Raw genomic sequence first — 27,000 nt, 5'->3', positions numbered from 1 at the left:
CGCGTTTCTACATCAAAGTTGCACCGCAATATAGCCTTAAAGTTGCAAGACCATTACGGTACCGGGCAAGGTGAACCCACCGCCATCCAGTTTTCGATCGTTTGGAAGGTTGCTTCGGCCGAGCCCGGAGCCGGCTCACGATCCGACCCGGGCGTCCAGCCCCAGCCGACCAGCCTGTCGTCGCGAACATGCAGCGCGATATCCTCCAAACTGCGACCGCCATTGCGCGCCGGATCCTTGATCTGAGCGCAGATTTCGGCTGAGGATTTGCCGAACCAGGCCATCTCGGCCGGCGCCAGACGCCAGTTTTCGGCTCCGGGCGGCCCGTGCAATCCATTGGAATTGCTGGAGAAATGGCAAGTGGTACAGCGCAGGACCGGATTGCCGAAGCCCGATCCGTCAGCACCGCGCTGGACGTTGAAGGCGTGAATGCGCGTGCCGCCATAATGCACGCCGGACCATCGCGGCCGGTCGTCCGCGACATGACAGTCGGCGCAGCGAGGATGCGAGAACACCGCATAAATCTTGTCCCATTCGGACAAGCCTTTCGCTGCGTCGACTGGCGCCGGCGCCGGCGCCAGACTGTCTTGTGCAACTGCGAACGGCGTCGCAAGGACGAGCATGGCAGCAGGCGTCAGCATGATGAGGAGCCTCTTCATGCGAAGGCCACCGTCTTCGACAGTGGCAGCGTGCGGATGCGCTTGCCGGTGAGTGCGAACATGGCGTTGGCCAGCGCCGGTGCCGCCGGTGGTGTACCGACCTCGCCGACGCCGCCCATCTTGTGGAAATTTTCCAGGATGGCGACTTCGAAGACCGGGCACTGGAAGATCCGCATGGCGTCGAAATCGTGGAAGTTCGACTGTTCGACCATGCCGTCGGCGAAGGTGATTTCCTGTCCCATTGCCGCCGAAAGACCGTAGATGGCGGCGGAAATCAGCTGCGCCTCGATGATGCCCGGATCGAGCGCGGTGCCGACATCGGCGGCGATCCACACCTTCTCGATGCGGATGCCGGCCGGCGTGTCAGCCACCTGGACGATCTCGCCGACCCAACTGCCGAAGGACAGCGTGAAGGCCATGCCCTTGGCGGTGCCGGCGGGTAGCACCTCGCCCCATTTCGCCATCGCGGCGACCTTCTCCACCACCTTCACGGCGGAAGGATAGGCGGCCATCAGCGTCTTGCGCATCTCGACCGGATCGACTTTCCCGGCAGCGGCGATCTCGTCCATGAACCCTTCGTGGAAGAAGCCGTTGATCGAACTGCCGACCGATCGCCAGGAGCCGACGGGAATCGAGACAGGAGCGGCGACACCGCTGACCCGATAGTTCGGGATGGTGTAGGGCTGGTCATAGGCACCGTCGACGATGCTTTTGTCGGGCCCAAGCGGCGATATCGATGGGAACAGCCGGCGCAAGGTACTGGCTATCATGGATGGCGAGGCGATTTTCATGTCGACGGCGACCGGCATGCCGTCTTCGCCGAGCAGCGCCTGGAACTTGCCGACCGCCGCCGGCCGGTAGGCGTCGTGGCGCATGTCTTCTTCACGCGTCCAGGTCACCTTGACCGGACGCCCGCCTGTCTCCTTCGCCATCAGCGCGGCGCACAGCGCGTAATCCATCTCGACGCGGCGGCCGAAACCGCCACCCATGAAGGTGGTGTGGACGGTGACCTTGTCCTGTTCGATGCCGACCACGTTGGCGCAGAGCTGCCGCACCAGGGTCGGCGCCTGGTTGCCGCACCAGATGTCGAGGGCACCATCGCTGAACCGCGCCGTGGCGTTCATCGGCTCCATCGTTGCATGCGCCAGATAGGGCACCGCATAGTCTGCCTCGACGATCCTTTCGCGCGGCGCGTCGGCGAAGGCGGTGTCGACATCGCCATTGTCGCGCATCGCCGAGCCCTTGGTGCCAAGCGCCTGTTTCAGCACGTCTGATATGGCGGCGCTGCTGAGCGGATATTCGGGATCCGCCCACTGGGCGTCGATGGCGTCGGCCGCCTTGAACGCGGCCCAGGTGTTCTCGGCAATGATGCCGAAGCCGTGGCCGTAATTCGTCTCGAGCGGCACGATCTTGATTACGCCAGGCATCTTTTCGGCTTTTGCGAGGTTCGCCTTGGTCGGCTTCGACCAGAAGCGAGGGCTCATCTTGACCGTGCCGTAAAGCATGTCCGGCAGCCTGACATCGATGCCGAAGATCGGCGCGCCGGTAACCTTGGCCAGCATGTCGATGCGCTTCTGCGGCTTTCCCAGCAATTTCCAGTCGGCTCTGTCCTTGAGCCTGACTTCGGCCGGCGGCGCCATCGCGGCGGCGGCCGCGGCGACCGCGCCATATGTCAGCGACTTGCCAGACGCCTTGTGGACAATCGAGCCATTGGCCGTTTCCAGATCGGCGGCGGCAACGCCGAATTTCTGCGCCGCCGCCGCGATCAGCAACTGCCGCGCTGTGGCGCCCGCCTGGCGCATCTTGTCGAAGCCGTCGCGCGCCGAAGCCGAGCCGCCGGTGGCCTGGAGAGCAAGCAGCTTGCCGACCACGCCGAGACCTGAGCGCACCGCCTGCGCCGTCATGCTCTCGTCGAAGAAGGCGAACGGACCGCCCTCTTCCAGGATCGCTGCGTTGTAATAGGCATAGGACGCCGGGCCATGCTCGACCTTGACCTGGTCGAGACCGACATCGAGTTCTTCGGCGACCATGACGGCCAGCGTGGTCGAGATGCCCTGCCCCATCTCGGCGCGCGGCGCGACGATGGTGATGGTGTTGTCGGCGCCGATCTTCACATAGGGGTTGAAGGTCGCCTCACCCTCGCCGAGATCGGCCTCGAGCGGGTTCGGAAACGGTCTTCGATAATAGTAGTAGCCGACGGCAACGCCGCCCGCGACGGCGGCCGCGCCGATCAGAAACGTGCGGCGGGCGATCTTTCCGACACTGGCCATGCTCAGAGCCCCGCCGTCTTGAGCGCTGCAGCCTTCTTGATGGCCGAGCGGATCTTCGGATAGGTGCCGCAGCGGCAGAGATTGCCGCCCATGGCGTTGTCGATGTCGGCGTCGCTCGGGTCGGCGACCTGGTCGAGCAGTGCCACCGCGCTCATGATCTGGCCGGCCTGGCAATAGCCGCATTGCGCCACCTGTTCCTCCAGCCATGCCTGCTGCACCGGATGCAGCTTGTCCGCCGTGGCGATGCCTTCGATGGTGGTGATGGCGCCGCTGACCTCGCCGACCGGGAGCGAACAGGAGCGCACCGGCTGGCCGTCGACATGCACGGTGCAGGCGCCGCAGGCGGCGATGCCACAGCCAAATTTCGGTCCGGTCTTGCCAATGAGATCGCGCAGCGCCCATAGCAGCGGCATCTGCGGATCGGCGTTGATGTCGAATGACTGCCCATCGACGGTGAGGCGCATGGGGATACCCTTTTGTTGTCGTCCACAGCCCGAGGCGAAATGGCCAACCGGTCATTTCGCCTTCAAACAGGTTGACAAATTACGTCATTTTGTCAATTGAGATTTTGCAGGATAATGTTGCTCCATGAATCAGACCGAAGACATCGCCGCCACCGACCCCAAACGCGTCCGTATCCTGGATGGCGCGATGAAGGTGTTCCTGGCCTATGGCTTCTCCCGCACCACCATGGACGACATCGCCCGCGCCGCAGACATGTCACGCCCGGCGCTCTATCTCCTGTTCAAGAACAAGACCGACATTTTCCGCGCCATCGCCATGATGGTGCTGTCGCGCTCGGTCGCAGCGGCAAAAATGGCGCTGGCCGGCGACGGCGCTTTCGCCGAACGCATGATGCGAGCCATCGACGAGGCATTCATCTCGATGATGAGCGCGGTCGTTGCCTCGCCGCACGGCGCCGAATTGGTGGACATGAAATCGAGCCTTGGCGATCTGGTCGGCTGCTGGCGCGGCGGTCTGGTCGAACATATCGCTGTCGCGATTCAGGACGAGGCAACCAGGAACGGCGTCGATCTAGCGGCCAAGGGCCTGTCGACGCAATTGCTTGCCGACATGCTGCTGGACGGGCTGGAAGGCATGAAGGCGCGGATCAGCGATCCCGAGGTGCAGCGGCAGGCGGCCGCTGCCCTGGTCAACGTGATCGGTCTGACCTTGAAAGCTGGATGAAGCCGAGCAGTGTCGAGATTTCGGTCAAGCCCGGCGGCGTTCCGCCTCGGGCTTCTTGCGCGCCGCAAGGAATTCCTTGACCCGCCGGCCGGGTGCGGGACCACGCACCGGCTTGAAGCCGTCATCTAGTTCGCCGGAGAGATCGAGCGTCGGCCGCTTGCCGACGGCATCGTAGTTCTCTTCCAGCCAGTCGCTGGCGGCGGTGCGGCCGAGATCGCGCAGATAGGTCAGGAACGCCCATTCGGCATTGACCTTCGATGACGCCGACAGGTCCTTGAACGCCTCGTCGGCATCGATGCGGTGCATGCGGATGTCACGGTATTCGCCATGCGGCAGACGGCCGGCGGCGATCAGTTCCTTGACGAAGGCGATCGAGCGGAATTCGCGCAACAGACCGGCGTTGAAGGTGATCTCGTCGATGCGGTTCTGGATCTCGTTGGCGCTCCTCGGCGTTCCCTCCCGCACCACCGGATTGATCTGCACCAGAAGCACATCCTCGGTCGCCGCCGTCTTGAAGAACGGATAAAGCGCCGGGTTGCCGCCATAGCCGCCGTCCCAATAGGGAAGAACGCCCTTGATCTCGACGGCGCGGAACAATTGCGGCAGGCAGGCCGAGGCCATCACCGTGTCGAGATCGATCTCGCCATCGGAAAAGACACGCAACTGTCCGGTTTCGACATTGGTTGCCGAAATGAACAGTTCCATCGACTTGCAGGCGCGCACATTGGTGAAATTGATCTCCTGCTGCACCACGTCACGCAGCGGGTTGAGGCCGAGCGGGTTGGCGACATAGGGCGAAAACACCCGCGACATGGTGTCGAAGAAGAAATAGCCCGGCGTGTTCTCGATCGACCAGTTGCCCCAGGCGACATCCCACGGCATGCGCTGCACCGGGCTGAACCGGCCCTTTGCCGCCACCGCACGCCAGAAATCGTCGAGCTTCTGCCGCGCGCCGTCGACCCCGCCGCGCACGAAGCCGTCGGCCAGCGCCACCGCGTTCATGGCACCGGCGCTGGTGCCGGACACCGCCGCGATCTCCAGCCTGCCGTCCTCCAGCAACCGGTCGAGCACGCCCCAGGAAAAGGCGCCGTGCGAGCCGCCACCCTGAAGCGCGATGTTGATCTTCTTCGTCTCCTCCGCCTTGCCGTTTTTCGTCATGGCGTCGTCCTTGATCTGTCCCTTTGGGTGGGTGAGAAAATTTCGCCCCTCACGCCGCGGTCCATCCGCCGTCGATCGAGAGATGCGTGCCGTTGACCTGCGCCGCCGCGTCGGAACACAGGAACACCGCCGCTGCCGCGATCTGCTCGACCGTGACGAATTCCTTGGTCGGCTGCTTGTCCAGCATGACCTCGCGGATGACTGTCTCGCGGTCCATCTTGTGGGTTTTCATCTGGTCGGGGATCTGCGCCTCGACCAGCGGCGTCAGCACATAGCCGGGGCAGATGGCGTTGCAGGTGATCTTTTCACGCGCCAACTCGAGCGCAACCGTCTTGGTCAATCCCATGATGCCGTGCTTGGCCGAGACATAGGCCGATTTGAACGGCGACGCGACCAGGCCATGCGCCGAGGCGATGTTGACGATCCGGCCGCCCCCGGCCTTTTTCATCAGCGGGATCGCGGTTGCAATGGTGTGGAATGCCGATGAAAGGTTGATGGCAATGATGGCGTCCCACTTCTCGATCGGGAAGTCTTCAACAGGTGCGACATGCTGGATGCCGGCATTGTTGACGAGAATATCGACCGATCCGAATGTCTCGGCCGCCTCGGCGACAAGCGCCCGGCATTGGCCCGGCTTGGACATGTCGGCCTTGATGTAGGCGGTCTTCACGCCGTGCTGCCTGGCGATCGCATCGGCGATGGCGTGGTCGGCGGCCGTATCGGAGAAGGAGTTGACGACGATAGCGTGGCCTTCAGCCGCCAGGGCGTGAGCGATGGCCAGGCCAATGCCCGATGTGGAGCCGGTGATAACTGCGGTTTTTCTGGCGGCCAAGGGTGGAGTCCTCTGGTTGCGGCAAGAGTGAGCTTATGTTGCAGTGCAGCATATATGCTCAATGCGACGCAATAACAGCGGCGGGATTTATGCAGCGAGATGAACTTTTTGTCATGAGCGACCGCGCAGCCCCTCGCCGGAAGCACATCGGCCGGATCGCTCCGTCCTTCGGCGGGCCGCCCCGCTCTGCAAAAGCGAAGCTTCAGGCGACGAGGTCCGGCACCGGCCCGACATAGCGCGACTGCGGCCGGATCAGCCGTCCGGTCGTCTGCTGCTCGCGGGCATGGGCGATCCACCCGGCGACACGCCCGGCGGCGAAGACGTTGCTGAATGCCTCCTTCGGAAAGCCCGCCGCCTCGAGCAGCAGCGCGGTGTAGAACTCGACATTGGTCTGCAGCGAGCGCGACGGCTTGGCGATCCGCAGCACGTCGAGCGCGGCTTGCTCCACTGTCTCCGCAAAAGCCAGTCGGCGACCGGTTTCGCCTTGGCTGCCGAGTTGCCGCACCACCGCCTTCAGCACGTCGGCGCGCGGATCGCGTACGCGGTAGATCCGGTGACCGAACCCCATGATGCGCTCGCCATGCGCGACCTCGTCGCGCAGCCAGCCGGCGGCATCGCCATGCGCCTCAATCGCATCCAGCATCTCGATGACCGGGCCGGGCGCACCGCCATGCAAAGGCCCCTTGAGTGCGCCGAGCCCGGCCAGCACGGACGATGTCAGGCCGGCCTGCGTCGACGCGACCACGCGGGTAGCGAAGGTCGAGGCATTGAGGCCATGGTCGCAGACGGTCACCAGATAGGTGTCCAGCGCCTTCGCCAGCGCCGGCGAGGCAGCACTGCCGTTGAGCATCCTCAACATGTCGGCGGCATGGTCGGCCCGGCTGTCCGGTGCGATTGGCTTCTCGCCGTGTTGCAGGCGCAGCAAGGCCGGCGTCAGCACAGCCGGCCCCGCGATGAGCAGTAAGGCGTCCGTCCACGTTTCGCCGTCCGGCAGCAGCGCAATCCCAGCGCGCATGGCGCTGTAGACATCGAGCGATGCCGGCAAGGGCAGTGAGGGCAAGAGCCGCTCGAACACTTCCGCACGCGCCTGGCCCAGCGCTCGCGCCAATTCGGCGTCGTCGGGAAGATCATCGAAAAAGCCGTCGAGCAGCAGGCGAACCACCTGCGCGTAACGCCAGCGCCCGGCCAGTTCCGGCAGCGAATGACCCCGGATCGTCAGATGGCCGCCAAGACCGTCCACGTCGGAGAGGACGGTTTCCGCCGCCACCACGTCATCGAGCCCATTCGCCATAGCCTGTCTCCTTGAACCGTTCCCGGATCGGAGATAAGGCTAGTCAATATGCTCATCAATCTTGATCAATAGAATCAATATGTAGGAGGATCGAGGTCCTGTCGGAATGGTTGTCACGGGAAGAGGCGCTGGAAAGGCTCAGGGTGCGGCCGCAGACGCTCTACGCCTATGTCAGCCGTGGCCGCATCGGCATGCGGCCAGACCGGACCGACCCACGCCGAAGCCAGTATCGCGCCGACGACATTGCCGCATTGGCCACCCGCCGGGCGCGCGGACGGAGCCCGGCGGCCATCGCCGAAAGTGCCATCGCCTGGGGTGAACCGTCGCTCGTCACCTCGATCTCGACCGTCTTTCACGGTCGTCTTGTCTATCGGGGCCAGGACGCCGCAGCGCTTTCAGCGAGTGCCACACTGGAAGAAACTGCTGCAGTGCTGTGGGCTCTGTCTGGACCGGTGGTTTTCACAGCACCGTCGCCAGATGCGCCCCATCAAGCCGGCCGAGCCTCGGCCTTTGCACGCCTTGCCGTGCTTGCCGGCCAGGGGCGCCCATCGCTCGGGCGCAGCACCACCTCGCTGCATGCCGATGCCGCGCACGCTGTCGGCATGCTGGCCGGCGCCCTGGGTGCATCGGCGGGGTCGGATCCAGTCCATCAACGGCTGGCGCAGGACTGGTCGGTGGATGCGACGGGAGCGGACGCGATCCGCCGCGCGCTTGTCCTGCTCGCCGACCACGAACTGAACGCATCGACTTTCGCCGCCCGCGTCGCGGCCTCGACCGGGGCGTCGCTGGCGGCATGTCTTCTCGCGGGCCTGGCGACGCTATCGGGGCCACGTCATGGCGGCGCCGGTGAAGCGGTGATGCAACTGGCCGAGGATGCGGCGCGGCACGGCGCCGATGCGGCGATCCGGCGCTGGCTTGCCCATGACCGGCCGCTGCCGGGGTTTGGTCACCCGCTTTATCCCGACGGCGATCCGCGGGCAGCGGCATTGCTGAGCGCGATCGAGATCGATGATCTCTCGCAATCGATGCGCGATGCGGCCTTTGCCGCGACCGGCGCACGCCCGAACATCGACTTCGCCATGGTCGTGCTGACGCGCAGCCTCGGCTTGCCGCGCGATGCACCGTTCCGCCTGTTCGCGCTCGCACGCAGCGTCGGCTGGGCCGCCCACACGGTCGAACAGATAACGAGCGGAAGTATCATCAGGCCGCGCGGTCGCTATGAAGGAGTGCTGCCGTAGCGTCGCGACAGCACTGTGCGCGAGCTACCGGATCTTCGCTCCGAAACGCTCACGACATCGTGTCGAGCTTGCGCTGCATGGCGGCGATCTGGTCCTTCAGTTCCTGAAGGTCGTCAGGCTTTTCCGGCGTTTCCTTCCTGGCCGGCTCGGGCGTCGGCGCAGCGGACGGGCCGGAACCGGCCGGTGGGAACGGCGTGAACAGCCGCATCGCATTCTGGAACATTTCCATGTTGCGGCGTGTCTGCTCCTCCAGCGCCTTGATCGGCGTGGCGATCTTCATCATGTCCAGCGGCGACTTGCCGATCGCCCCCTTCATCTGCTCGCGAAAACGTTCCTGCTCCTTGGAGAAGGCGAGCATCGACTGTTCGAGGAAGCTCGGCACGATCATCTGCATCTGGTCGCCATAATAGGCGATCAGCTGGCGCAGGAACGGGATCGGCAGCATGTTCTGCCCATCCTTGTTCTCCAGCTCGAAGATGATCTGCGTCAGCACCGGATGCGTGATGTCGTCGCCGGTCTTGGCGTCCTGAACGGTGAACTCCTCGCCCTTCTTGACCATCTCGGCGAGGTCCTCGAGCGTCACATAGGTGCTGGTGCCGGTGTTGTAGAGGCGGCGATTGGCGTATTTCTTGATGATGATCGGATCGTCTTTCGCGGCCATCTGCATCCTCCCGGGGACACCGGCGCGCCCAGAGTAAGCCGCCGGTAACGATTGTGCCTTTTTTGAGGATATGCGCAAAAGCCTCATAATTCCAAGCAGTTTGTGCAGTGCGGGATCACTAAATGCTGCATAGCGGGCAAAATAATGCTGCGCAGCAACCGCCGTCGCAAGGCGCGACCTGCTTGCCGCGCATGGGCGCCATGCCCATTTCCGGTTTGACTTGGGTTCTGGAAAGGGCAAGAAAAGTCCTCAACGACAGAACAACACCCTTGAAGTCTGGAGAAGAAAATGTCCGCTTCCATCGTCATTGCCAGTGCCGCGCGCACGCCGGTCGGCTCCTTCAACGGGGCCTTCGCCGCCACGCCGGCGCATGAACTCGGGGCCGTTGTCATCAAGGAATTGCTGTCGCGTGCCGGTGTCGAACCGGGCGAGGTCGACGAGGTGATCCTCGGTCAGGTGCTGACCGCCGCTCAGGGTCAGAACCCGGCCCGCCAGGCATCGATCAATGCCGGCCTGCCGAAGGAAACCACCGCCTGGGGCCTCAATCAGGTGTGCGGCTCGGGCCTGCGCGCCATTGCACTCGGCATGCAGCAGATCACCTCCGGCGATGCCAAGGTGATCATCGCCGGCGGCCAGGAATCGATGTCGCTTTCGGCGCATGCCCAGCACCTGCGCGCTGGCGTCAAGATGGGCGACTTCAAGCTGATCGACACCATGATCAAGGATGGACTGTGGGATGCCTTCAACGGCTACCACATGGGCAACACCGCCGAAAACGTAGCTCGCCAGTTCCAGATCACCCGCGACGATCAGGATCAGTTCGCACTCGCCTCGCAGAACAAGGCGGAGGCCGCACAAAAGGCCGGCAAATTCAAGGACGAGATCGTCGCCGTCACCATCAAGGGCAAGAAGGGCGACACAATTGTCGACCAGGATGAGTACATCCGCCACGGCGCCACGATCGACGCCATGACCAAGCTGAAGCCGGCCTTCGACAAGGACGGCACCGTGACCGCTGCCAACGCCTCCGGCATCAACGACGGCGCCGCTGGTGCGCTGCTGATGAGCGAAGCGGAAGCCGTGAGGCGCGGCATCACCCCGCTGGCGCGCATCGTGTCCTGGGCAACCGCCGGCGTCGATCCGCAGATTATGGGCACCGGCCCGATCCCCGCCTCGCGCAAGGCACTGGAAAAGGCCGGCTGGTCGGTCGGCGATCTCGACCTGGTCGAGGCCAATGAGGCCTTTGCCGCGCAGGCCTGCGCCGTCAACAAGGACATGGGCTGGGATCCCTCGATCGTCAACGTCAATGGCGGCGCCATCGCCATCGGCCACCCGATCGGTGCGTCCGGCGCTCGCGTTTTCAACACGCTGGTCTTCGAGATGCGCCGCCGTGGCGCCAAAAAAGGCCTCGCCACGCTCTGCATTGGTGGCGGTATGGGCGTCGCCATGTGCGTGGAAGCGCTCTAAACGATATCACTGACCGGCGGCGCGAATGCACACCCAAAAGTGTGCAGCGGTTTTGGGAAGACGACATGCATAAAAACAAACAGCCAAAGTGCGTCGCCTGAATTTATTTCAGCGCGACGCGCTTTAGCGGTCAGTATCCAGTGCCTGCCAAGCCCGACAACAGGGCGATACCAAGATACCAAAAAGGGGAAACGCATGAGCAAGGTAGCAATCGTCACGGGCGGATCGCGCGGCATCGGTGCGGCGATCTCGATCGCATTGAAGACCGCCGGCTATTCGGTTGCCGCCAATTACGCCGGCAATGACGACGCTGCGGCGAAATTCAAGGCCGAGACCGGCATTCCTGTCTACAAATGGTCGGTCGCCGACTACGATGGCTGCGCCGCCGGCATCAAGCAGGTCGAGGCCGACCTCGGTCCGGTCTCGGTGTTGGTCAACAATGCCGGCATCACCCGCGACGCCATGTTCCACAAGATCACGCGCGAGCAGTGGAAAGAGGTCATCGACACCAATTTGTCGGGCGTCTTCAACATGACGCATCCGCTGTGGAGCGGCATGCGCGACCGCAAGTTCGGCCGCGTCATCACCATCTCCTCGATCAACGGCCAGAAGGGCCAGGCCGGACAGGTCAACTATTCCGCCGCCAAGGCCGGCGACATCGGCTTTTCGAAGGCCCTTGCCCAGGAAGGAGCCCGCGCCGGCATCACCGTCAACGTCATCTGCCCCGGCTACATCGCCACCGAAATGGTCAAGGCGATCGACGAGAAGGTGCTCAACGAGCGCATCATCCCGCAGATTCCCGTCGGTCGCCTCGGCGAACCGGAAGAGATCGCGCGCTGCGTCGTCTTCCTCGCGTCAGAAGATGCCGGCTTCATCACCGGCTCGACCATCACGGCCAATGGCGGTCAATATTTCGCCTGAGGCAATTCCAGGAAAAGTGTGGAGCGGTTTCCGTCCGGAATTGCGTCAAGATAAAAGAGACGCGTCGCTCTGGGCAGCAAGATCGACGGGCCGGGAAACCGGTCCGTTTTTCGTTGGCGGCTTTGTACTTTCGACGCGCCCGGCCGGTCCCTGCCATAATCCGGCGCGCAGAGGTTAACAGCCGTCGGCTGGCCTGTGCGATACACCCATCACAACCTGTGGATTCTCGGTGGACAAGCTGTTCACAACACAAGATATTGGGGTGAACGAAACGGGAATATTCGGGCATCGCTGATTCGTCGCCGATTCGTTCCGGCTTTGAGCGGAACGTTAACGATGGCAGCCGGAATCGCCTGCCAAAACCTTAACACGGATTAGGAAAGATCAACAATTTCATAACCTTGGGTGAGGCGCACCAAGCGGCTATAGTTGTTCGCCGGCAAAGGTTAACGACAAAGCTCGCCCTGCATGAAACGGGCCAGTTCAATGATTCAGCATGTGGTGAGACTCGGGGTCGAAAAATCCACATGTAGCCGTGAACAAAAGCTGAATCTGGTCGAGTCACTGATTCGTCGCCTATTCGTTCCAGACTCGTTCCAACTGTTAATCCGCAACCGATCTGGAGCGTGACACAGTCGACTTCGAGCCGCCGGTGGAACATTCCGCTTTCGCTTCGCGCTCGAAATCCTTATGTGTCGCCTGTCATGCGCGCCACTTAAGGCACGCTCCCGACAACGAGAGGCCAGAAAGCCTTATTTCCAGGTCGATGAACATTCAGCCGAAACACACCGAGCCGCTGATCCTGTCGGGCCGCGACGTGACCGCCGTGCTTGGGCCGACCAACACCGGCAAGACCCATCTCGCCATCGAGCGCATGGTGGCGCACGACAGCGGTATCATCGGCCTGCCGCTCAGGCTGCTCGCGCGCGAGGTGTATAGCCGCGTCTGCGAGAAGGTCGGCGCGCACAAGGTGGCGCTCATCACCGGCGAGGAAAAGATCCAGCCGGCCGGCGCCAAATATTCGGTCTGCACCGTCGAGGCCATGCCGCGCGAGACCGATGCCGCCTTCGTCGCCATCGACGAGGTGCAGCTTGCCGGCGACCTCGAGCGCGGCCACATCTTCACCGACCGCATCCTGCACCTGCGCGGCCGCCAGGAAACGCTGCTGCTTGGTGCGGCCACCATGCACGGCATCTTGCAGCGCCTGCTGAAGGGTGTTTCGGTGGTGACGCGGCCAAGGCTGTCGCATCTTGCCTATGCCGGTTCCAAGAAGCTGACGCGGCTGCCGCGGCGCACGGCGATTGTCGCCTTCTCCGCCGACGAGGTCTATGCCATCGCCGAGCTGATCCGCCGTCAGCAGGGTGGTGCCGCCGTCGTGCTCGGCGCGCTCTCGCCGCGCACCCGCAACGCGCAGGTGGCGCTGTTCCAGGCCGGCGATGTCGACTATCTCATTGCCACCGACGCCATCGGCATGGGGCTCAATCTCGATCTCGATCACGTCGCCTTCGCCCAGAACCGCAAGTTCGATGGCTATCAGTACCGCAACCTGACGGCGGCCGAGCTCGGCCAGATCGCCGGCCGCGCCGGCCGGCATCTGCGCGACGGCACCTTTGGTGTCACTGGCCAGGTCGACCCGCTGGACGAAGAGCTGATCAAGAAGATCGAAGGGCATGACTTCGATCCGGTGAAGGTGCTGCAGTGGCGCACCGCGCATTTCGATTTCGCCAGCCTCGACGCGCTGAAGCGCTCGATCGAGACCAACGCCCCGGTCGAGGGGCTGACGCGGGCATTGCCTGCCGTCGATGCGCAGGCACTCGAGCACCTGTCGCGCGACGAGGACATCCGCGCACTTGCCACCGATGCCAAACGCGTTGCGCTGCTGTGGGAAGCCTGTGCCTTGCCCGACTACCGCAAGATCGCGCCGGCCCAGCATGCCGACCTCATTGCTTCGATCTATACCGACCTCGCCCGGCACGGCCATGTCGACGAAAACTACATGGCCGAGCAGGTGCGCCGTGCCGACACCACCGAGGGCGACATCGACACGCTCTCGCATCGCATTGCCCAGATCCGCACCTGGACATTCGTGTCTAACCGGCCCGGCTGGCTGGCCGATCAGGCACACTGGCAGGAAAAGACGCGCGAAATCGAAGACAGATTGTCGGATGCGCTGCATGAGCGGTTGACGAAACGCTTCGTAGACCGCAGGACTTCCGTCCTCATGCGGCGCCTTAGAGAAAATACCATGCCTGAAGCCGAAATTAGTCCCACCGGAACCGTCCTTGTCGAAGGCCATCATGTCGGCGAGTTGCAAGGGTTCCGCTTCACCGCTGACCAGACCGCCGGCGGCGAAGACGCCAAGGCCGTGCGCACCGCCGCCCAGAAGGCGCTGGCAGCCGAATTCGAGGCGCGTGCCGAACGCTTCGGCGCCTGCGCTAATGGCGACATCGCGCTCGGCTCGGACGGCACGCTGCGCTGGATCGGCGCCCCGATCGGCACGCTGGTCGCTGGCGAAGACGCGCTGAAGCCACGCCTGGTGCTGCTGGCCGACGAACAACTGACCGGCCCGGCGCGCGACAAGGTCGCGGCGCGTGCCGAACGTTTCGTCAATTTCCAGATCGAGTTGCTGCTGAAGCCGCTTGTCGACCTGAAAAACGCCGACCAGATTGCCGGCATCGGCCGCGGCATCGCCTTCCAGCTGGTCGAGAATTTCGGCCTCATCAACCGTCGCGACATCGCCGAGGAGATGAAGTCGCTCGACCAGGAAGGCCGCGCCGCGCTTCGCCGGCTCGGTGTGCGCTTCGGCGCCTACCATGTCTTCGTGCCGGCGCTGATCAAGCCTGCGCCCGCCGGATTGGTGACCTTGCTGTGGGCGCTGAAGAACGACGGCAAGGACAAGCCCGGCTTTGGCGACGTGGTCCATGCGCTCGCCTCTGGCCGCACCTCAGTGGTCATCGATCCGACCTTCGACAAGAGCTTCTACAAGCTTGCTGGCTACCGCAATCTCGGCCGCCGCGCCGTGCGCATCGACATTCTGGAGCGGCTGGCGGATCTGATCCGTCCGGCGACCAACTGGAAGCCTGGCCTCGGCCAACGGCCGGATGGCGCCTATGACGGCCAGTCCTTCATGGTGACGCCGCCGATGATGTCGATCCTTGGCGCCACCGCCGACGACATGGAAGAGATCCTGAAAGGTCTCGGCTACCGTGCCGAGCCGAAGCCGGCGGTCGAGGTCAAGGCGCGGCTCGAAGCGCAGGACAATGCCGCGCGCGAAGCGGCGGCTGCGAAGCTGGCGGCTGAAGAGGCGGCACGAGCAGAGCAGGCCAAGGCAGCTGAAGCCGAGGCAACGGACGCAGCCACGGCGGCAGCGGTCGAAGCGTCGGAGCCGGCTGCCGTTGCTGAAGCTGTCGCTGAAATTCCTGAAGAATCCACCACCGAAGCGCCAGCCGAGCCTGTCGCGGAAGAACAAACCGGAGTTCCAGCAGAAGCCACGGAAGAGGCCGCACCGGAGGCCATCGCCGGAGTGCCTGCCGAACCCGTGCTGGCTCCGGAGCCAGAGGCGGAAGCCGAGCCTGTCGCGGTCGCCTCTGCAGAGCCAATTTCCGAAGCCGCGCCCGCGACGGAAGCGGCACCAGAGCAGCCTGCTGTCGTGGCCGAAGCGGCCGCCGGCGAGGCCGCTCCTGAAGCCGAGGCGCCAAAACCCATCCTGTTGTGGCGTCAGGGCCGTTTCGAGCAGCGCCCGCGCAACCGCGACGGCCGCAACAATCGCCCACGCAACGGACCGGCCGCTCGCGGCCGAAGCGATGCACCGGCCGATGCCGCTGGCGCGCAGACGGCGGCCACGCCGGGAGAACGTCCGGCCCACGAGGGACGGCGCGACGGGGCCGGCAAGCCGCGCTTCGATCGCTCGAAGTTCAAGCCCAAGCCACAGGCCGAAGGCGAACCGAGGCGTGAGGGCCGGCCGCAAGGCGAGCGTCCCGACCGCCGCGATGGCCGGCCTGATTGGAAGGGTGGCAGGCCAGATGGCAAGGGGGGCGGCCCCGATCGGGCCAAGGGCGGCGCAAAGCCCGCCTTCCAGCCGAAGCCGCGTGAGGAGCGCCCGGTGCGCTACGATCCGGACTCGCCCTTCGCCAAGCTCGCCGCATTGCGCGACCAGCTGAAGAAGTAGGCCCGGCTCGCTGCGATGGTTGCCCCCACGGCTGCCCGAGACCGCCAGCGCATCGACAAGTGGCTGTTCTTCTCCCGCGCCGTGAAATCGCGCTCGCTGGCGGCGAAACTGGTGGTCGCCGGCCGCGTGCGCATCAATCGCGACAAAGCAGCGCAGGCCTCCGACATGGTCAAGCCTGGCGACGTGCTGACCATTACCCTTGAGCGGCGCATCTTCGTCTGGAAGGTGCTGAACCCCGGTGTGCGGCGCGGCCCTGCCGAAGAAGCCCGCACGCTGTATGAGGATATCTCGCCGCCGCCCGCGCCGAAGGGCGAAGCCCCGCCTGATGCAATTCCAGCGTTGCGCGAGGCCGGCAGCGGCCGCCCGACCAAGAAGGAACGCCGCCAGACCGACCGCTTGCTCGGCGAGGACTGACCTAGGTCACCCAAATGTGCGCGGTGATTTTGCGGCAACGACACGCACAAAACAAAGGCTGAACCCGGCAAACAACGTACTCTGCAGGACGTGACAGGCTTCCGCTGGACCTGCCGTCTGGAATTCCATTTCCGGAACGCCGGCAGCACCCGCAAAGGCTGCCCTTGCATGCGGCGGACAAAGGCGTTACCTCACGGAAAAAGCCCAACAAAAATGGGACTTCGCGGAGCCGACCGATGACCTATGTCGTGACCGACAATTGCATCAAATGCAAATACATGGACTGCATCGAAGTCTGTCCGGTCGACTGTTTCTACGAAGGCGAGAACATGCTCGTCATCCATCCCGACGAGTGCATCGACTGCGGCGTCTGCGAGCCGGAATGTCCGGCCGACGCAATCAAGCCCGACACCGAGCCCGGCCTCGACAAATGGCTGCAGGTCAACACCGAATACGCCGAGAAATGGCCCAACATCACCGCCAAGAAGGAACCTCCGGCCGACGCCAAATCCTTCGACGGCGAGGCCGGCAAGTTCGAGAAGTACTTCTCCGCCGAGCCCGGCGAAGGCGATTGACAACACGGCCGCAAAGGCCGGTATTACGCTAGGTAAGAGGCCCGTCGCATGAACCGCCTTGACAGGCGGCGCTAAGCTGTGGCCTTCGCTTCCGCAGCAAAACCTTGATTCTTCCGACTTTTTGTGTTACATCAGCCAAACATGCCGGTGACACAACGTCGATTTATGGCGCAGACGCCCCAAATCACTGAAAGGTGAAAATCCCATTCCGGACCAGAGCGATCTGGGCCAGGCGGTCGCACTATTGCGGTTGGCCGGTCCCGGCTTTTTCCGATGGGTTCATCTGTTGTGCGGCTAACGATCGGTTTCCCCGATCGCGCGAGTTCGGGCCGGCAGGACGCCGGTACCACAACAAGGAGTCCAGGGCGTAATGGCAACGATCACCCCGCAGAAGAAGTCCACCGCTGCGCGTCACGGTTTCAAGACTGGCGAGTACATCGTCTATCCGGCGCATGGCGTCGGCCAGATCGTCTCGATCGACGAGCAGGAAGTAGCTGGGCACAAGCTGGAACTGTTCGTCATCGACTTCCAGAAGGACAAGATGCGCCTGAAGGTGCCGGTCGCCAAGGCGACCTCCATCGGCATGCGCAAGCTGTCGGAGGAGGATTATGTCGAGCGCGCGCTGAAGGTCGTGCAGGGCCGCGCCCGCGTCAAGCGCACCATGTGGTCGCGCCGCGCCCAGGAATATGATGCGAAGATCAATTCCGGCGACCTGATCTCGATCTCGGAAGTGGTGCGCGACCTCTACCGCGCTGACAACCAGCCGGAGCAGTCCTATTCCGAACGCCAGCTCTACGAGGCGGCGCTCGACCGCATGGCCCGCGAGATCGCGGCCGTCAACCGCATGTCGGAGACCGAAGCCGTGCGCCTGATCGAGGTCAATCTCAACAAGGGCCCCAAGCGCGGCGCCAAGGCCGACAATGAGGAAGCCGAGCAGGAAGAAGCTGCCTGAGTTCTTCGCCTTTGAAGTCATGAAAAACCCGGCCTCGCGCCGGGTTTTTGTTTCTCGGGAAGATGACGTTGGGGGATACCCGCGCCTACGCGTCACCTCCACTTTCCTTTTCCGCCTCCTGCTTCAGCGTTGCGATGAAACGCCTGGTCCGCTGGTGCTCCGGATTGCCGAACAGCACGCCGGCCGGCCCTTTCTCGACGATGACGCCGGCATCGAGGAACACCACTTCCTGGGCGATCTTGGAGGCGAGGCGCAGATCATGCGTCGCCATCACCATGGTCGTCCCTTCGCTGGCCAGCTTCCCGAGGACGTCGACCACCTCTTGCGCCAGTTCCGGATCGAGCGCTGACGTCGGCTCGTCGCAGAGCAGCACCTTCGGCGACGGCGCAAGCGCCCGGGCGATCGCCACGCGCTGCTGCTGGCCGCCCGACAGGGTTGCCGGCCAGGCGTCGGCCTTGTGCGCCATGCCGACCTTTTCCAGCAGGGCCAGCGCCCGCTCGCGTGCCCGCTCCGTTGGCCATTTCAGCACCGTCACCAGCCCCTCCATGACATTCTCGATCGCGGTACGATGCGGAAAAAGCTGGAAGTTCTGGAACACCATGCCGGTCTGCAGGCGCAAGCGCTGGATATCCCTGGCCGCGACCTTGCCGCCAGGGCGGAATTCGAGCGTCTCGTCGCCGATGCGCACTGTACCGGAGGTCGGAATCTCCAACAGGTTGATGCAGCGCAGCAGCGTGCTCTTGCCGCCGCCGGATGGGCCGACGAGCGCAGTGACGCTGCCTTCGGCGATGGCGACCGTCACGCCCTTCAGTACGAGATTGTCGCCAAAACGCTTTTCGATGTTGGTGAGGCCGATCATGAGCGCGCCTCCAGGAAGCCGCCATAGCGGTTGAGTCGTCCTTCCAGCCGCGTCTGCAAGGCCGACAGCACCGAACTCATCGCCAGATAGAGGATCGCCGCCTCGACATAGAGGATCAGTGGCTCATAGGTGGTGGCGACGATGCGCTGCGCCGCCTGGAACATTTCCGGCACAGTGATCGCTGCGGCCAGTGACGTATCCTTGACCAGCGAGATGAAGGTGTTGGAGAGCGGCGGCACCGCGACCCGCCCAGCCTGCGGCAGGATGGTGCGCCGCATCGCCTGGCTCCAGGTCATGCCGATCGAATAGGCGGCTTCCCACTGGCCCTTCGGCACCGAGCCTATTGCGGCGCGGATGATTTCCGACGTGTAGGCACCGATGTTGAGCGTGAAGCCGATCAACGCGGCGGTGAAGGCGTCAAGCAGGATGCCCACCGACGGCAGGCCGTAGAAGATCAGGAACAGCTGCACCAGCAGCGGCGTGCCGCGGAAGATCCAGACATAGAAGCGCACAAGCGCGACCAGCGGCTTCGCCCCGAACAGGCGGGCAAGTGCTGCACCCAGACCAACCGTCAAGCCCAGAACGAAGGAAAGCAGCGTCAGCGGCACTGTGAAGATCAGCGCCGCCCACAAGAGCGAGGGCAGCGACTCCAGCATCAGTTGCAGCCAGTGCGGCACGTAAGACCTCCAAATGGTCGAGGCGGCTTCATCAAAGCGCGAATGTTGTCGGCATATCACGACAAAAGCGGCGAACCGTCAAAGACGGCTCGCCGCTTGATATCGCATGGGCCGGCGACCGGCCTCACTCAAAAATTACTTCGAAACGTCCTGGCCGAAATAGGTGTCGGCAATCTTCTTGTAGGTGCCGTCGGCCTTGATGTCGGCCAGCGCCTTGTTGATCGCCGCAACCAGTTCCGGATCGCCCTTGCGCACGATGACGCCGGAATAGTCGGCGTTTTCCTCTTGCGCGGCGATCTTCACATTGGCGTCGGGCTTGTGCTTCTTGAAGTCGAGGAACGACAGGCTGTCATTGATGGTGGCGTCGGCGCGGCCGGTCAAAAGCAGCTGGATCGACTGGTCGAAGCCGTCGGTGCCGACGAGCTCGGCACCATTGGTCTCGGCGAGCTTGCCGAAATTCGAGGTCAGCGACTGCGCCGACTTCTTGCCCTTGAGATCAGCGAAGGTCTTGATGTCGGTGTTGTCGCCGCGCACGATCAGCACCGCCTTGGAGGCGATGTAGGGATCGGAGAAGTCGTACTTGGCCTTGCGCGCGTCGGTGATGCCGACTTCGTTGATGACGGTATCATAGCGATTGGCATCGAGGCCGGCGATCAGCCCGTCCCACTTGCCTTCGAGGAACTCGGCCTTGACGCCGAGCTTGTCGGCGATCGCCTTGGCGATTTCGACGTCGAAGCCTACCAGTGCGCCGGACGTGTCATGATAGGTGAACGGCGCATAGGTGCCTTCCGTGCCGACCTTGATGACGCCTGCCTGCTTAATCTGGTCGAGATTGGCGCCGGCATGACCGGCGGTAACAGCCAGAGCCTGCAGCGTTCCGGCGATGATAAGCGACTTGAGCCATTTCATTTTTCTGTGATCCCGTCCTTGGCCGGCTGTCCGGCATGTTGTGAGCGCTGGAAACTGACAGATACAAGTCGGAAAAATAAGGAACAGGATTTCAAAAATAACCGACTTCTGAAACCAGATTCTCGAAATAGCGTTTTTTGGCGGAGATCGAGGGCATCGCGGATCATCGCCGGAATCCCTCCAGCAGCACAATCCAGCCACCAACAGCCACGGAACCATTCTCATGCATGGCACGTTTTGGATTTTCTAGGGCACGACGCCGCGATTTCAACCCGGGCGCCTGCCAAGTTTGCAAAGTCATCCGCATCGCCTGACCCAGGGAGCGCCTCATGATGGAAGACACGGCAGGACGGATCATGGTCCGCGCGGCAATGAGGGCTCCCTACCTCGAACGTGACGAAGAACATCGGCTGGCATTACTGTGGAAAGAGGACAACGACCAGAACGCGCTGCACAGCATCACGGTTGCCCATATGCGGCTGGTCATTTCAATGGCCTCCAAATTCCGTCATTACGGCCTGCCGCTCGGCGATCTGATCCAGGAAGGTCATGTCGGCCTGCTTGAGGCCGCCGCCCGCTTCGAGCCCGAGCGCGAGGTGCGATTCTCAACCTACGCGACGTGGTGGATCCGTGCCTCGATGCAGGATTACATCCTGCGCAACTGGTCGATCGTGCGCGGCGGCACCAGCTCGGCGCAGAAAGCGCTGTTCTTCAACCTTCGACGCTTGCGGGCGCGGCTGGCCAACGGCGCCGAACCACTGTCCAACGCAACGCTTTACCGCGAAGTCTCGGAGGCACTCGGCGTCTCCGAGGCTGACGTGGCGATGATGGATTCGCGGCTGTCGGCGCCAGACTCCTCGCTCAACATGCCAATTGCCGATGACGCGGGTTCGACCGAGCGGATGGATTTCCTAGTCTCCGACGATCCGCTGCCCGACGAGATCGTCGGCGACAAGATCGATGTCGCGCGCCGCTCGCTCTGGCTGAGGGAAGCGCTTCGCGCGCTCAACGCGCGTGAGCTGAGGATCATCGAGGAACGCAGGCTGAACGACGAGGGTGCGACGCTGGAAGCGCTTGGCGAGACGCTCGGCATCTCCAAGGAACGTGTCCGCCAGATCGAGGCGCGCGCCATGGAAAAGCTCAAGGTCGCGCTGGTGAAGCAGAACCCAGAGTTTCTGGCGACTGCCGCCTGACCGGCAGCACGCGTCTTACTTGTCGGTGACGATCTTGACCTTGTCGCCGGCCGAGACCGCGGCACCGGGCGACAGCGCATTGAGCACGCGGAACAGGTCGAGCTTGCGGTCGACACCAACCATCTGGGCGGACAGCGAACCCATCGTCTGGCCGGGCTGAACGGTGACGACGCGGATATGCAGCGGCTTCAGGGCCGCCTTTTCCGCCGCGCTTAGGATACGGAACGATCCGCTGACCGAACGCGCTACGGTATCCAGCGAGGTGCTGGCGGATGGTGCCGCAGTCAGCAGCCGGTAGACCTGGCCGCCGGCGCGGATCACTGCGATGTCGAACTGCCAACCTTCGGCGCCGGCATGCGCGGTCGCCGCCTCATTGCCGTTGATCGTCTCCTGCTTGACGCTGCTGTCGTCGAGGCCAGCCACCCAGCCGCTGCGGATATAGTCGGTCAGCGCGCGATTCTTGTCGATGGAGACGCCATCGAAGCGGATGGCCATGTCGCCAGGCCCGGTTGCTGTCACAGCCGCGGCCGAATTGTCGATGATGAAGCCCTGTGGCACCGAGAAGGACACGCCAAGGCCCGGATGGAGGAAGGTCTCGCCACGCACATAGCCTTCCTCGGGCGTGTCGCCATAGAGCAGGCCGTCTATCCCGGCGAGGAAGGAATCGCGGTCGCGTGTGCCGACGCCAGGTGCGCCGAACTGACGGGCATGGCGCTGCGCCAGATCGATGCGCTGCGGGGTGTTGGGGTGGGTGGCCAGGAAGTCGAGGCTGGCATCGGTGGCGCCGCTGATCGAGCGGAAGTCGGTATAGGCCGACATCGACTGCAGGAAGCGGCCGGCGGCGAAAGGATCGTAGCCGGCTTCGCCGATCGACTTGATGCCGATGGCGTCGGCCTCCAGCTCCTGGTTGCGAGAGAATTGCGCCAGCCTGAGTTTGCCGCGGATCAGCGCCGCCTTAGCGGTCGGGCTGTCGCCGAGCACATCGGAAACCACCTTGGTCGCCAGGCCTTCCTCGGCCTCCAGCTGCTGGCGCTGCAGGCCGTGATTGGCGGTGACGTGGCCCATCTCATGCGCGATGACCGCGGCCAGCTCGGCCGAATCGTTGGCCAGCGCCAGCAGGCCGCGCGTGATGTAGAGATAACCGCCCGGCAGTGCGAAGGCGTTGACGTTGGGCGAATTCAGGATGGTGATGCGATAGGTCTGCGTCGGGTTGGCCGACACGACGGTCAGATTGCCGACCACCTTGGCGACCATGCGCTCGAGCTTGGGATCGGAATATTCGCCGCCATAGGTGGCCAGGATGCGCGGATGCTGCGCCTTGGCCAGTTCGGCGAGCTTGCTGTTGGCGGCGACATTGTCGACGGTGATCGGCCTGTCGGAAGGCTGGAAGCCGGATTCCTGAACCTCGGGCGGCGTGAACATCTGGCAGCTCGCCAGCGCCACGGCGAAGCCGGCCAGCGCAAGAAAGCGCGCCAGCGGATTCATTCGTAGTCTGTCAACGCCGATCGCCAGAACGGCTTCCTTTCGGGTCCCTGCGCATGGCCACGAAAATCGGGGGCGATCTTCGGAACGTGTCATGCGCTATCTCAAACTGCTGCAGCATCCGTCGCGCGTCCCTCGGGGCGGGCGGCGGATGCTGCAGGCAAATCACGGCCTGTGCCGGACCGGTGAGGCGGACCTAGCCACACTCCACCACTCATGGCAAGCAAACGCCACATCGCCTGGAGCCGGTTTGACCGTAAATTATGTCCGCTTCCGGGCAACATCCCGTGATACGGCATTCCCGGCGCTTGCACCGACATAGCGCCGGAACGCTTCCGGGCCAGCCCCGGTGAAGAAATCATCCGCCTTGCCGGTTGCCGCGACAACGCCGTTGTCCAGAAACACCACGTGCTCGCCGATGCGGCGGGCATCCCCCGGCTGGTGGGTGACGAACAGCACCGTCATGCCCCGTTCGGCGTGGACTGCGGCCACCAGATCCAGCATGTCGTCGCGCAGCGCCGGGCCGAGCGACGCAAAGGGTTCATCGAGCAGGAGCACCGGCCGGTTGCGTACCAGGACGCGGGCCAGGGCGACGCGCTGGCGCTCGCCGCCGGAGAGTTCACGCGGCAGGCGCTTTTCCTTGCCGCCAAGGCCGGTGCGTTCGAGCGCCTCGGCGATCGCGGCGCGGTCGGCTTCGGTCAGCCGCAGCGATGGCGAGCGGCCGAGCCCGACATTCTGCTCGACGGAAAGATGGGCGAAGAGGTTGTTTTCCTGGAACACCATCGACACAGCTCGCGCTGCCGGCGGCTCGGCGCTGACATCGGCGCCGCCGATCAGCACGCGGCCTGACTGCGGCGTCTCGAAGCCGGCCACCAGGTTGAGCAGCGTCGACTTGCCAGAACCGCTTGGCCCCATGATGGCGGTGATTTTCGACGCGGCGAAATCGACATCGAAGACAAGCGGCGCGTCACCATAGCTGAACGACACCTGGTCCAGCCGCACCGGAACACCCTTTTCAGACCTGCTGGCCGCCCCGTCAGGCATCCCGATCCTTCTCCCTTCCAAGCCAGTGCGCCGCTACGATCAACGCGAGGCAGACGAGGCCGAGCAACAGCGCCAGGCCGGCGGCGTCCTGCGTGCGGTAGCTGCCCATGCGCGCCAGCAGAAGGTAGGGCAACGTCTGCACGGAATCACTGCCGAACAGCGCGATGACGCCGAGATCGCCAAGCGACAGCGCCATGGCGAAAGCGAAAGCCGTGGCGAGCGGCCGCCGCAGCGATGGCCAGTCAACCACGATCAACCGGTTCCAGCCGGCAATGCCGAGCTGAGCACAGAGCCGTTCATGACGTTCGCTCGCCGCATCATAGGCGGGACGGACGGCGCGCAGTGCGAACGGCATCGCCATCACAGCGTTGACGGTGACGACCATGACCGGGGCGATGGCAAAGACATCGCCGACATGGCGCAGCAACAGAAACCAGCCCGCGCCGACGACGATCGGCGGCACGACGAGGACAAAACCGGCACCGGTATCGGCGGCGTGTTCCAGCATTGTCTTGGGACCAGTCCGGCGGTTCAACGCCAGCGCCCGGCGCGCCATGGTCAGCGCCAGCGACAACGTCACGGAAAGCAGCGCCGACAGGAAGGCGAGCACCGCACTGGTCAGCGTCGCCTGCCGCACGGCGACCTCACCGGCCAGCCGGCCGAGATCGGCGCCAAGCCCGGCCATCACCGTGGCGACCATCGGTCCGGCAACGAACAGCAGCGTCAGAACGATGAGCACGACGTTCAGTGAGGTCTCGGCCCCGTTGACCGAAAGATAGCGGCGTGTCGCAACCGGCAGATTGGTGTCGCCGACCACATTGGCGCCAAGCCGCGTCAGCGCCAGCACGACGGCAAACGTCAAGGCGATCTGCAGCAGGGTCAGCGTCACGGCGCGCGCGGGATCGAAATCGAAGCGCAGCGCCTGGTAGATGCCGACTTCAAGCGTTGTCGCGGCCGGCCCGCCACCGAGCGTCAGCACGGTCGTGAACGAGGTGATGCAGAGCATGAAGACAAGCCCGGCGACAGCCGGCAACGCCGCACGCAACGTTGGCCATTCGATCAGCCGGAACGCCGGCCGCGCCCCCATGCCGAGCTGGCTCGCCAGCCGCCACTGATCGGCGGGGATGGTCTGCAGTGCCTCGAGGAACAGCCGCACGCTGAGCGGCAGGTTGAAGAAGACATGGGCGATGAGGATACCCGACAGGCCATAGATGCCCGGCCAGTCTCCACCGCCGATCACGCTTAACACGCCGGCGAAATTGCCGGCGCGGCCATAAAGCGCCAGAATGCCGAGTGCCGCGACGATGGCGGGCAGCGCCAGCGGCACGGCGAACAGCTGCAGGATGAAGGCGCGGCCAAAGAAGCGCGGATGCCGCGACAGCGCGCGTGCCACGAACAATGCCGGCACCACCGAAAGCAGCGTCGAGAGTACGGCCTGCCACAAAGTGAAGCGAACAACGCGAAGGAGATAAGGATTGAAGGCTGCCCAGGCGCCGGAGAAATCGTGAACGCCTTCGACGAGCAGTCCGGCAAACGCACCGCCGATCAGCAGCGCGATGGCGGCAAGCGCGATGATACCGGCGCTGATGCGGGGGTCAGAGGACGCGCGTTGCACGCTGGACCGCCTGACCCGAGACCTGCCATTGACTGGAGTTCAGCGGGCGCCGCGTTCCTTCGCGCCTCCCTCTGTCCTGCCGGACATCTCCCCCACGAGGGGGGAGATCAGCCGTCACTAATCTCAGATGTCGCAGGACGAGCGCCAGCTCCCAAGCTGCCAATCTCCCTCCTTGAGGGGGAGATGTCCGGCAGGACACAGGGGGGCGCCGTAGAGCACTCATCTTCGATCAGTTTACCACAGCCTATTTGCTCATCACCGCCAGCCATTCATCCACCCAGGCCTTGCGGTTGGCGGCGACCTCCTCGGGGCTGAACAGTAAGGTCTTGGTCGGCTTGACCAGTTTGTCGAAGGCCGGGTTGAGCGGCTTGTCGGTCTTGCCGGCCGGAAACATCCAGTTTGTCTCGGGGATGGCATCCTGGAATTTCGGTCCGGTCATGAAGGCCATGAACTTTTCCGCCAGCGGATTCTTGGCCCCTGTGGTGGTGATGCCGGCGACCTCGATCTGCAGATACTCGCCCTCTTCGAACGACGCCGCCTGGTAACGCTCGGTGTTCTCGGCGACCATGTGATAGGCCGGTGAGGTGGTGTAGGACAGCACCATCGGCGCCTCGCCCTTGGTGAACAGGCCGTAGGCCTCGCTCCAGCCCGGCGTCACGGTCAGCACCTTCGCCTTGAGCTTCGCCCAGGCCTCCGGCGCCTTGTCGCCATAGACCGACTTCACCCACAACAGCAGGCCGAGGCCCGGCGTCGAGGTGCGCGGATCCTGGATGACAATCTTGTCGTCGGCACTGCCTTCGACCAGGTCCTTCAGGCTCTTCGGCGGGCTCTTCAGCTTCTCGGTGTCGTAGACGACGGCGAAATAGCCATAGTCGAAAGGCACGAAAATGTCGTCGCTCCAGCCGCCCGGCACACTGACATCGGACACCGCGCCATGTGGCGCAAACAGGCCTGTGGCCTTGGCATCGGCGGTCAGATTGGTGTCGAGGCCGAGCACGATGTCGGCCTTGGTCGATGCCCCTTCCAGCCTGACGCGGTTGAGCAGCGCGACGCCATCGGCGACCGAGACGAAGTCGACATCGCAGCCGCATTCGGCCTCGAATTCCTTCTTCACCACGGGACCCGGACCCCAGTCGGCGGTGAAACTCTCATAAGTGTAGATGGTGAGCTTGTCCTTGGCCAAGGCCGGCCCGGACAGGACCACAGCCATCGCAGAGACAAGAGAGTATAAAAGCGTGCGCATCGGCGCCTCCTTCGTTCGAATTGAAAGGAATTGAGGCGTCGGACTGTCCGAAACGTCTAATCCCTCCGCCGGTACAAACCGGATCAGGTTCAGCGGGTTGGCGACTTGCCTCTCAGCCGGTCCGCGAAGATCGCGTCCGGCACCCCGTTAGAGCGTTTCGACACATAGGCCCGGCCGATCCCTC

The 27,000-nt window shown here is 63.8% G+C and carries 23 protein-coding genes and 1 riboswitch; of the genes, 9 read left to right on the top strand and 14 right to left on the bottom strand.

The features are described from left to right. Window positions 1–53: 53 nt before the first annotated feature. From AC1D10_RS05020 to AC1D10_RS05010, 3 genes are read right to left on the bottom strand one after another with little or no spacing between them, the layout of a single operon-like run. Complete coding sequence (locus tag AC1D10_RS05020) at window positions 54–659, bottom strand: hypothetical protein (RefSeq protein ID WP_477269243.1); 606 nt, start codon at window positions 657–659, stop codon at window positions 54–56. Continuing rightward, window positions 656–2,929 (bottom strand): xanthine dehydrogenase family protein molybdopterin-binding subunit, encoded by a 2,274-nt coding sequence (locus AC1D10_RS05015; protein WP_477269241.1) that lies wholly within the window; start codon window positions 2,927–2,929, stop codon window positions 656–658. Before AC1D10_RS05015 ends, AC1D10_RS05020 begins: the two co-directional genes overlap by 4 nt. 2 nt (window positions 2,930–2,931) lie before the next feature. Then, a complete protein-coding gene (locus tag AC1D10_RS05010; protein WP_477269239.1) occupies window positions 2,932–3,393 on the bottom strand; it encodes a (2Fe-2S)-binding protein in 462 nt (153 codons plus the stop codon). 124 nt (window positions 3,394–3,517) lie between these two features. Here AC1D10_RS05010 and AC1D10_RS05005 point away from each other — a divergent pair, with 124 nt between their 5' ends. Beyond that, a complete protein-coding gene (locus tag AC1D10_RS05005) occupies window positions 3,518–4,117 on the top strand; it encodes a TetR/AcrR family transcriptional regulator (protein WP_477269237.1) in 600 nt (199 codons plus the stop codon). A gap of 24 nt (window positions 4,118–4,141) precedes the next feature. On the opposite strand, the gene AC1D10_RS05000 is transcribed toward AC1D10_RS05005, so the two are convergent. The 3 genes from AC1D10_RS05000 to AC1D10_RS04990 form a co-directional block, all read right to left on the bottom strand. Then, complete coding sequence (locus AC1D10_RS05000; RefSeq protein WP_477269235.1) at window positions 4,142–5,275, bottom strand: patatin-like phospholipase family protein; 1,134 nt, start codon at window positions 5,273–5,275, stop codon at window positions 4,142–4,144. Between the two features lie 49 nt (window positions 5,276–5,324). Beyond that, window positions 5,325–6,107, bottom strand: coding sequence for a 3-hydroxybutyrate dehydrogenase (locus AC1D10_RS04995; protein WP_477269233.1), 783 nt, complete (start codon window positions 6,105–6,107; stop codon window positions 5,325–5,327). A gap of 202 nt (window positions 6,108–6,309) precedes the next feature. Then, on the bottom strand, window positions 6,310–7,398 hold the full coding sequence (locus tag AC1D10_RS04990; protein WP_477269231.1) for a citrate synthase/methylcitrate synthase: 1,089 nt from the start codon (window positions 7,396–7,398) through the stop codon (window positions 6,310–6,312). 98 nt (window positions 7,399–7,496) lie between these two features. Here AC1D10_RS04990 and AC1D10_RS04985 point away from each other — a divergent pair, with 98 nt between their 5' ends. Beyond that, window positions 7,497–8,636: a citrate/2-methylcitrate synthase gene (locus AC1D10_RS04985; RefSeq protein ID WP_477269854.1), complete on the top strand. Its 1,140-nt coding sequence runs from the start codon at window positions 7,497–7,499 to the stop codon at window positions 8,634–8,636. Between the two features lie 49 nt (window positions 8,637–8,685). Here AC1D10_RS04985 and phaR read toward each other — a convergent pair whose 3' ends face one another. Further along, window positions 8,686–9,297 (bottom strand): polyhydroxyalkanoate synthesis repressor PhaR, encoded by a 612-nt coding sequence (gene phaR / locus AC1D10_RS04980; protein WP_477269229.1) that lies wholly within the window; start codon window positions 9,295–9,297, stop codon window positions 8,686–8,688. A gap of 288 nt (window positions 9,298–9,585) precedes the next feature. Here phaR and AC1D10_RS04975 point away from each other — a divergent pair, with 288 nt between their 5' ends. The 6 genes from AC1D10_RS04975 to AC1D10_RS04950 all read left to right on the top strand — a co-directional run bounded on the left by AC1D10_RS04975 (window position 9,586) and on the right by AC1D10_RS04950 (window position 17,794). Continuing rightward, window positions 9,586–10,764 (top strand): acetyl-CoA C-acetyltransferase, encoded by a 1,179-nt coding sequence (locus AC1D10_RS04975; protein WP_477269227.1) that lies wholly within the window; start codon window positions 9,586–9,588, stop codon window positions 10,762–10,764. A 195-nt stretch (window positions 10,765–10,959) separates the two neighbouring features. Beyond that, window positions 10,960–11,685 carry an acetoacetyl-CoA reductase gene (phbB, locus tag AC1D10_RS04970; RefSeq protein WP_379095354.1) on the top strand — a complete coding sequence of 242 codons (726 nt, stop codon included), beginning with the start codon at window positions 10,960–10,962 and terminating at the stop codon, window positions 11,683–11,685. 766 nt (window positions 11,686–12,451) lie between these two features. Beyond that, window positions 12,452–15,853, top strand: a complete 3,402-nt coding sequence (locus AC1D10_RS04965; RefSeq protein WP_477269224.1) for a helicase-related protein — start codon at window positions 12,452–12,454, stop codon at window positions 15,851–15,853. Between the two features lie 15 nt (window positions 15,854–15,868). After that, the gene (locus AC1D10_RS04960) at window positions 15,869–16,267 is read left to right on the top strand and encodes an RNA-binding S4 domain-containing protein (protein ID WP_477269222.1); all 399 of its coding nucleotides are present in this window, start codon (window positions 15,869–15,871) and stop codon (window positions 16,265–16,267) included. A gap of 236 nt (window positions 16,268–16,503) precedes the next feature. Continuing rightward, on the top strand, window positions 16,504–16,842 hold the full coding sequence (gene fdxA, locus AC1D10_RS04955) for a ferredoxin FdxA (protein WP_013529180.1): 339 nt from the start codon (window positions 16,504–16,506) through the stop codon (window positions 16,840–16,842). A 370-nt stretch (window positions 16,843–17,212) separates the two neighbouring features. Next, window positions 17,213–17,794, top strand: a complete 582-nt coding sequence (locus tag AC1D10_RS04950; protein ID WP_006327799.1) for a CarD family transcriptional regulator — start codon at window positions 17,213–17,215, stop codon at window positions 17,792–17,794. An 85-nt stretch (window positions 17,795–17,879) separates the two neighbouring features. Here the strand turns inward: AC1D10_RS04950 and AC1D10_RS04945 are convergent, their stop codons facing one another. The 3 genes from AC1D10_RS04945 to AC1D10_RS04935 all read right to left on the bottom strand — a co-directional run bounded on the left by AC1D10_RS04945 (window position 17,880) and on the right by AC1D10_RS04935 (window position 20,239). Further along, window positions 17,880–18,653, bottom strand: coding sequence for an amino acid ABC transporter ATP-binding protein (locus AC1D10_RS04945; protein ID WP_477269219.1), 774 nt, complete (start codon window positions 18,651–18,653; stop codon window positions 17,880–17,882). After that, the gene (locus AC1D10_RS04940) at window positions 18,650–19,330 is read right to left on the bottom strand and encodes an amino acid ABC transporter permease (RefSeq protein ID WP_477269217.1); all 681 of its coding nucleotides are present in this window, start codon (window positions 19,328–19,330) and stop codon (window positions 18,650–18,652) included. The genes AC1D10_RS04945 and AC1D10_RS04940 overlap by 4 nt, the downstream gene beginning before the upstream one ends. A gap of 135 nt (window positions 19,331–19,465) precedes the next feature. Next, window positions 19,466–20,239 carry an amino acid ABC transporter substrate-binding protein gene (locus AC1D10_RS04935; RefSeq protein ID WP_477269215.1) on the bottom strand — a complete coding sequence of 258 codons (774 nt, stop codon included), beginning with the start codon at window positions 20,237–20,239 and terminating at the stop codon, window positions 19,466–19,468. Window positions 20,240–20,568: 329 nt separating this feature from the next. On the opposite strand from AC1D10_RS04935, the gene AC1D10_RS04930 reads away from it, so the two are divergent. Further along, entirely contained in the window at window positions 20,569–21,432 is an 864-nt protein-coding gene (locus tag AC1D10_RS04930) for an RNA polymerase factor sigma-32 (protein WP_379095331.1), read from the top strand. A gap of 15 nt (window positions 21,433–21,447) precedes the next feature. Here AC1D10_RS04930 and AC1D10_RS04925 read toward each other — a convergent pair whose 3' ends face one another. The 4 genes from AC1D10_RS04925 to thiB all read right to left on the bottom strand — a co-directional run bounded on the left by AC1D10_RS04925 (window position 21,448) and on the right by thiB (window position 26,816). Beyond that, window positions 21,448–22,917: a M48 family metalloprotease gene (locus tag AC1D10_RS04925; RefSeq protein ID WP_477269212.1), complete on the bottom strand. Its 1,470-nt coding sequence runs from the start codon at window positions 22,915–22,917 to the stop codon at window positions 21,448–21,450. A 258-nt stretch (window positions 22,918–23,175) separates the two neighbouring features. Next, window positions 23,176–23,958, bottom strand: a complete 783-nt coding sequence (gene thiQ / locus AC1D10_RS04920; protein WP_477269210.1) for a thiamine ABC transporter ATP-binding protein — start codon at window positions 23,956–23,958, stop codon at window positions 23,176–23,178. Beyond that, a complete protein-coding gene (gene thiP / locus AC1D10_RS04915) occupies window positions 23,951–25,573 on the bottom strand; it encodes a thiamine/thiamine pyrophosphate ABC transporter permease (protein WP_477269208.1) in 1,623 nt (540 codons plus the stop codon). The genes thiQ and thiP overlap by 8 nt, the downstream gene beginning before the upstream one ends. Window positions 25,574–25,817: 244 nt before the next feature. After that, the gene (thiB, locus tag AC1D10_RS04910) at window positions 25,818–26,816 is read right to left on the bottom strand and encodes a thiamine ABC transporter substrate binding subunit (protein WP_477269206.1); all 999 of its coding nucleotides are present in this window, start codon (window positions 26,814–26,816) and stop codon (window positions 25,818–25,820) included. A gap of 43 nt (window positions 26,817–26,859) precedes the next feature. Further along, window positions 26,860–26,973, bottom strand: a riboswitch (TPP riboswitch). Between the last annotated feature and the right edge of the window lie 27 nt (window positions 26,974–27,000).

This window comes from Mesorhizobium sp. P2_A8, assembly GCF_056404935.1.
This window is presented reverse-complemented; position numbering and strand designations above follow the sequence as displayed.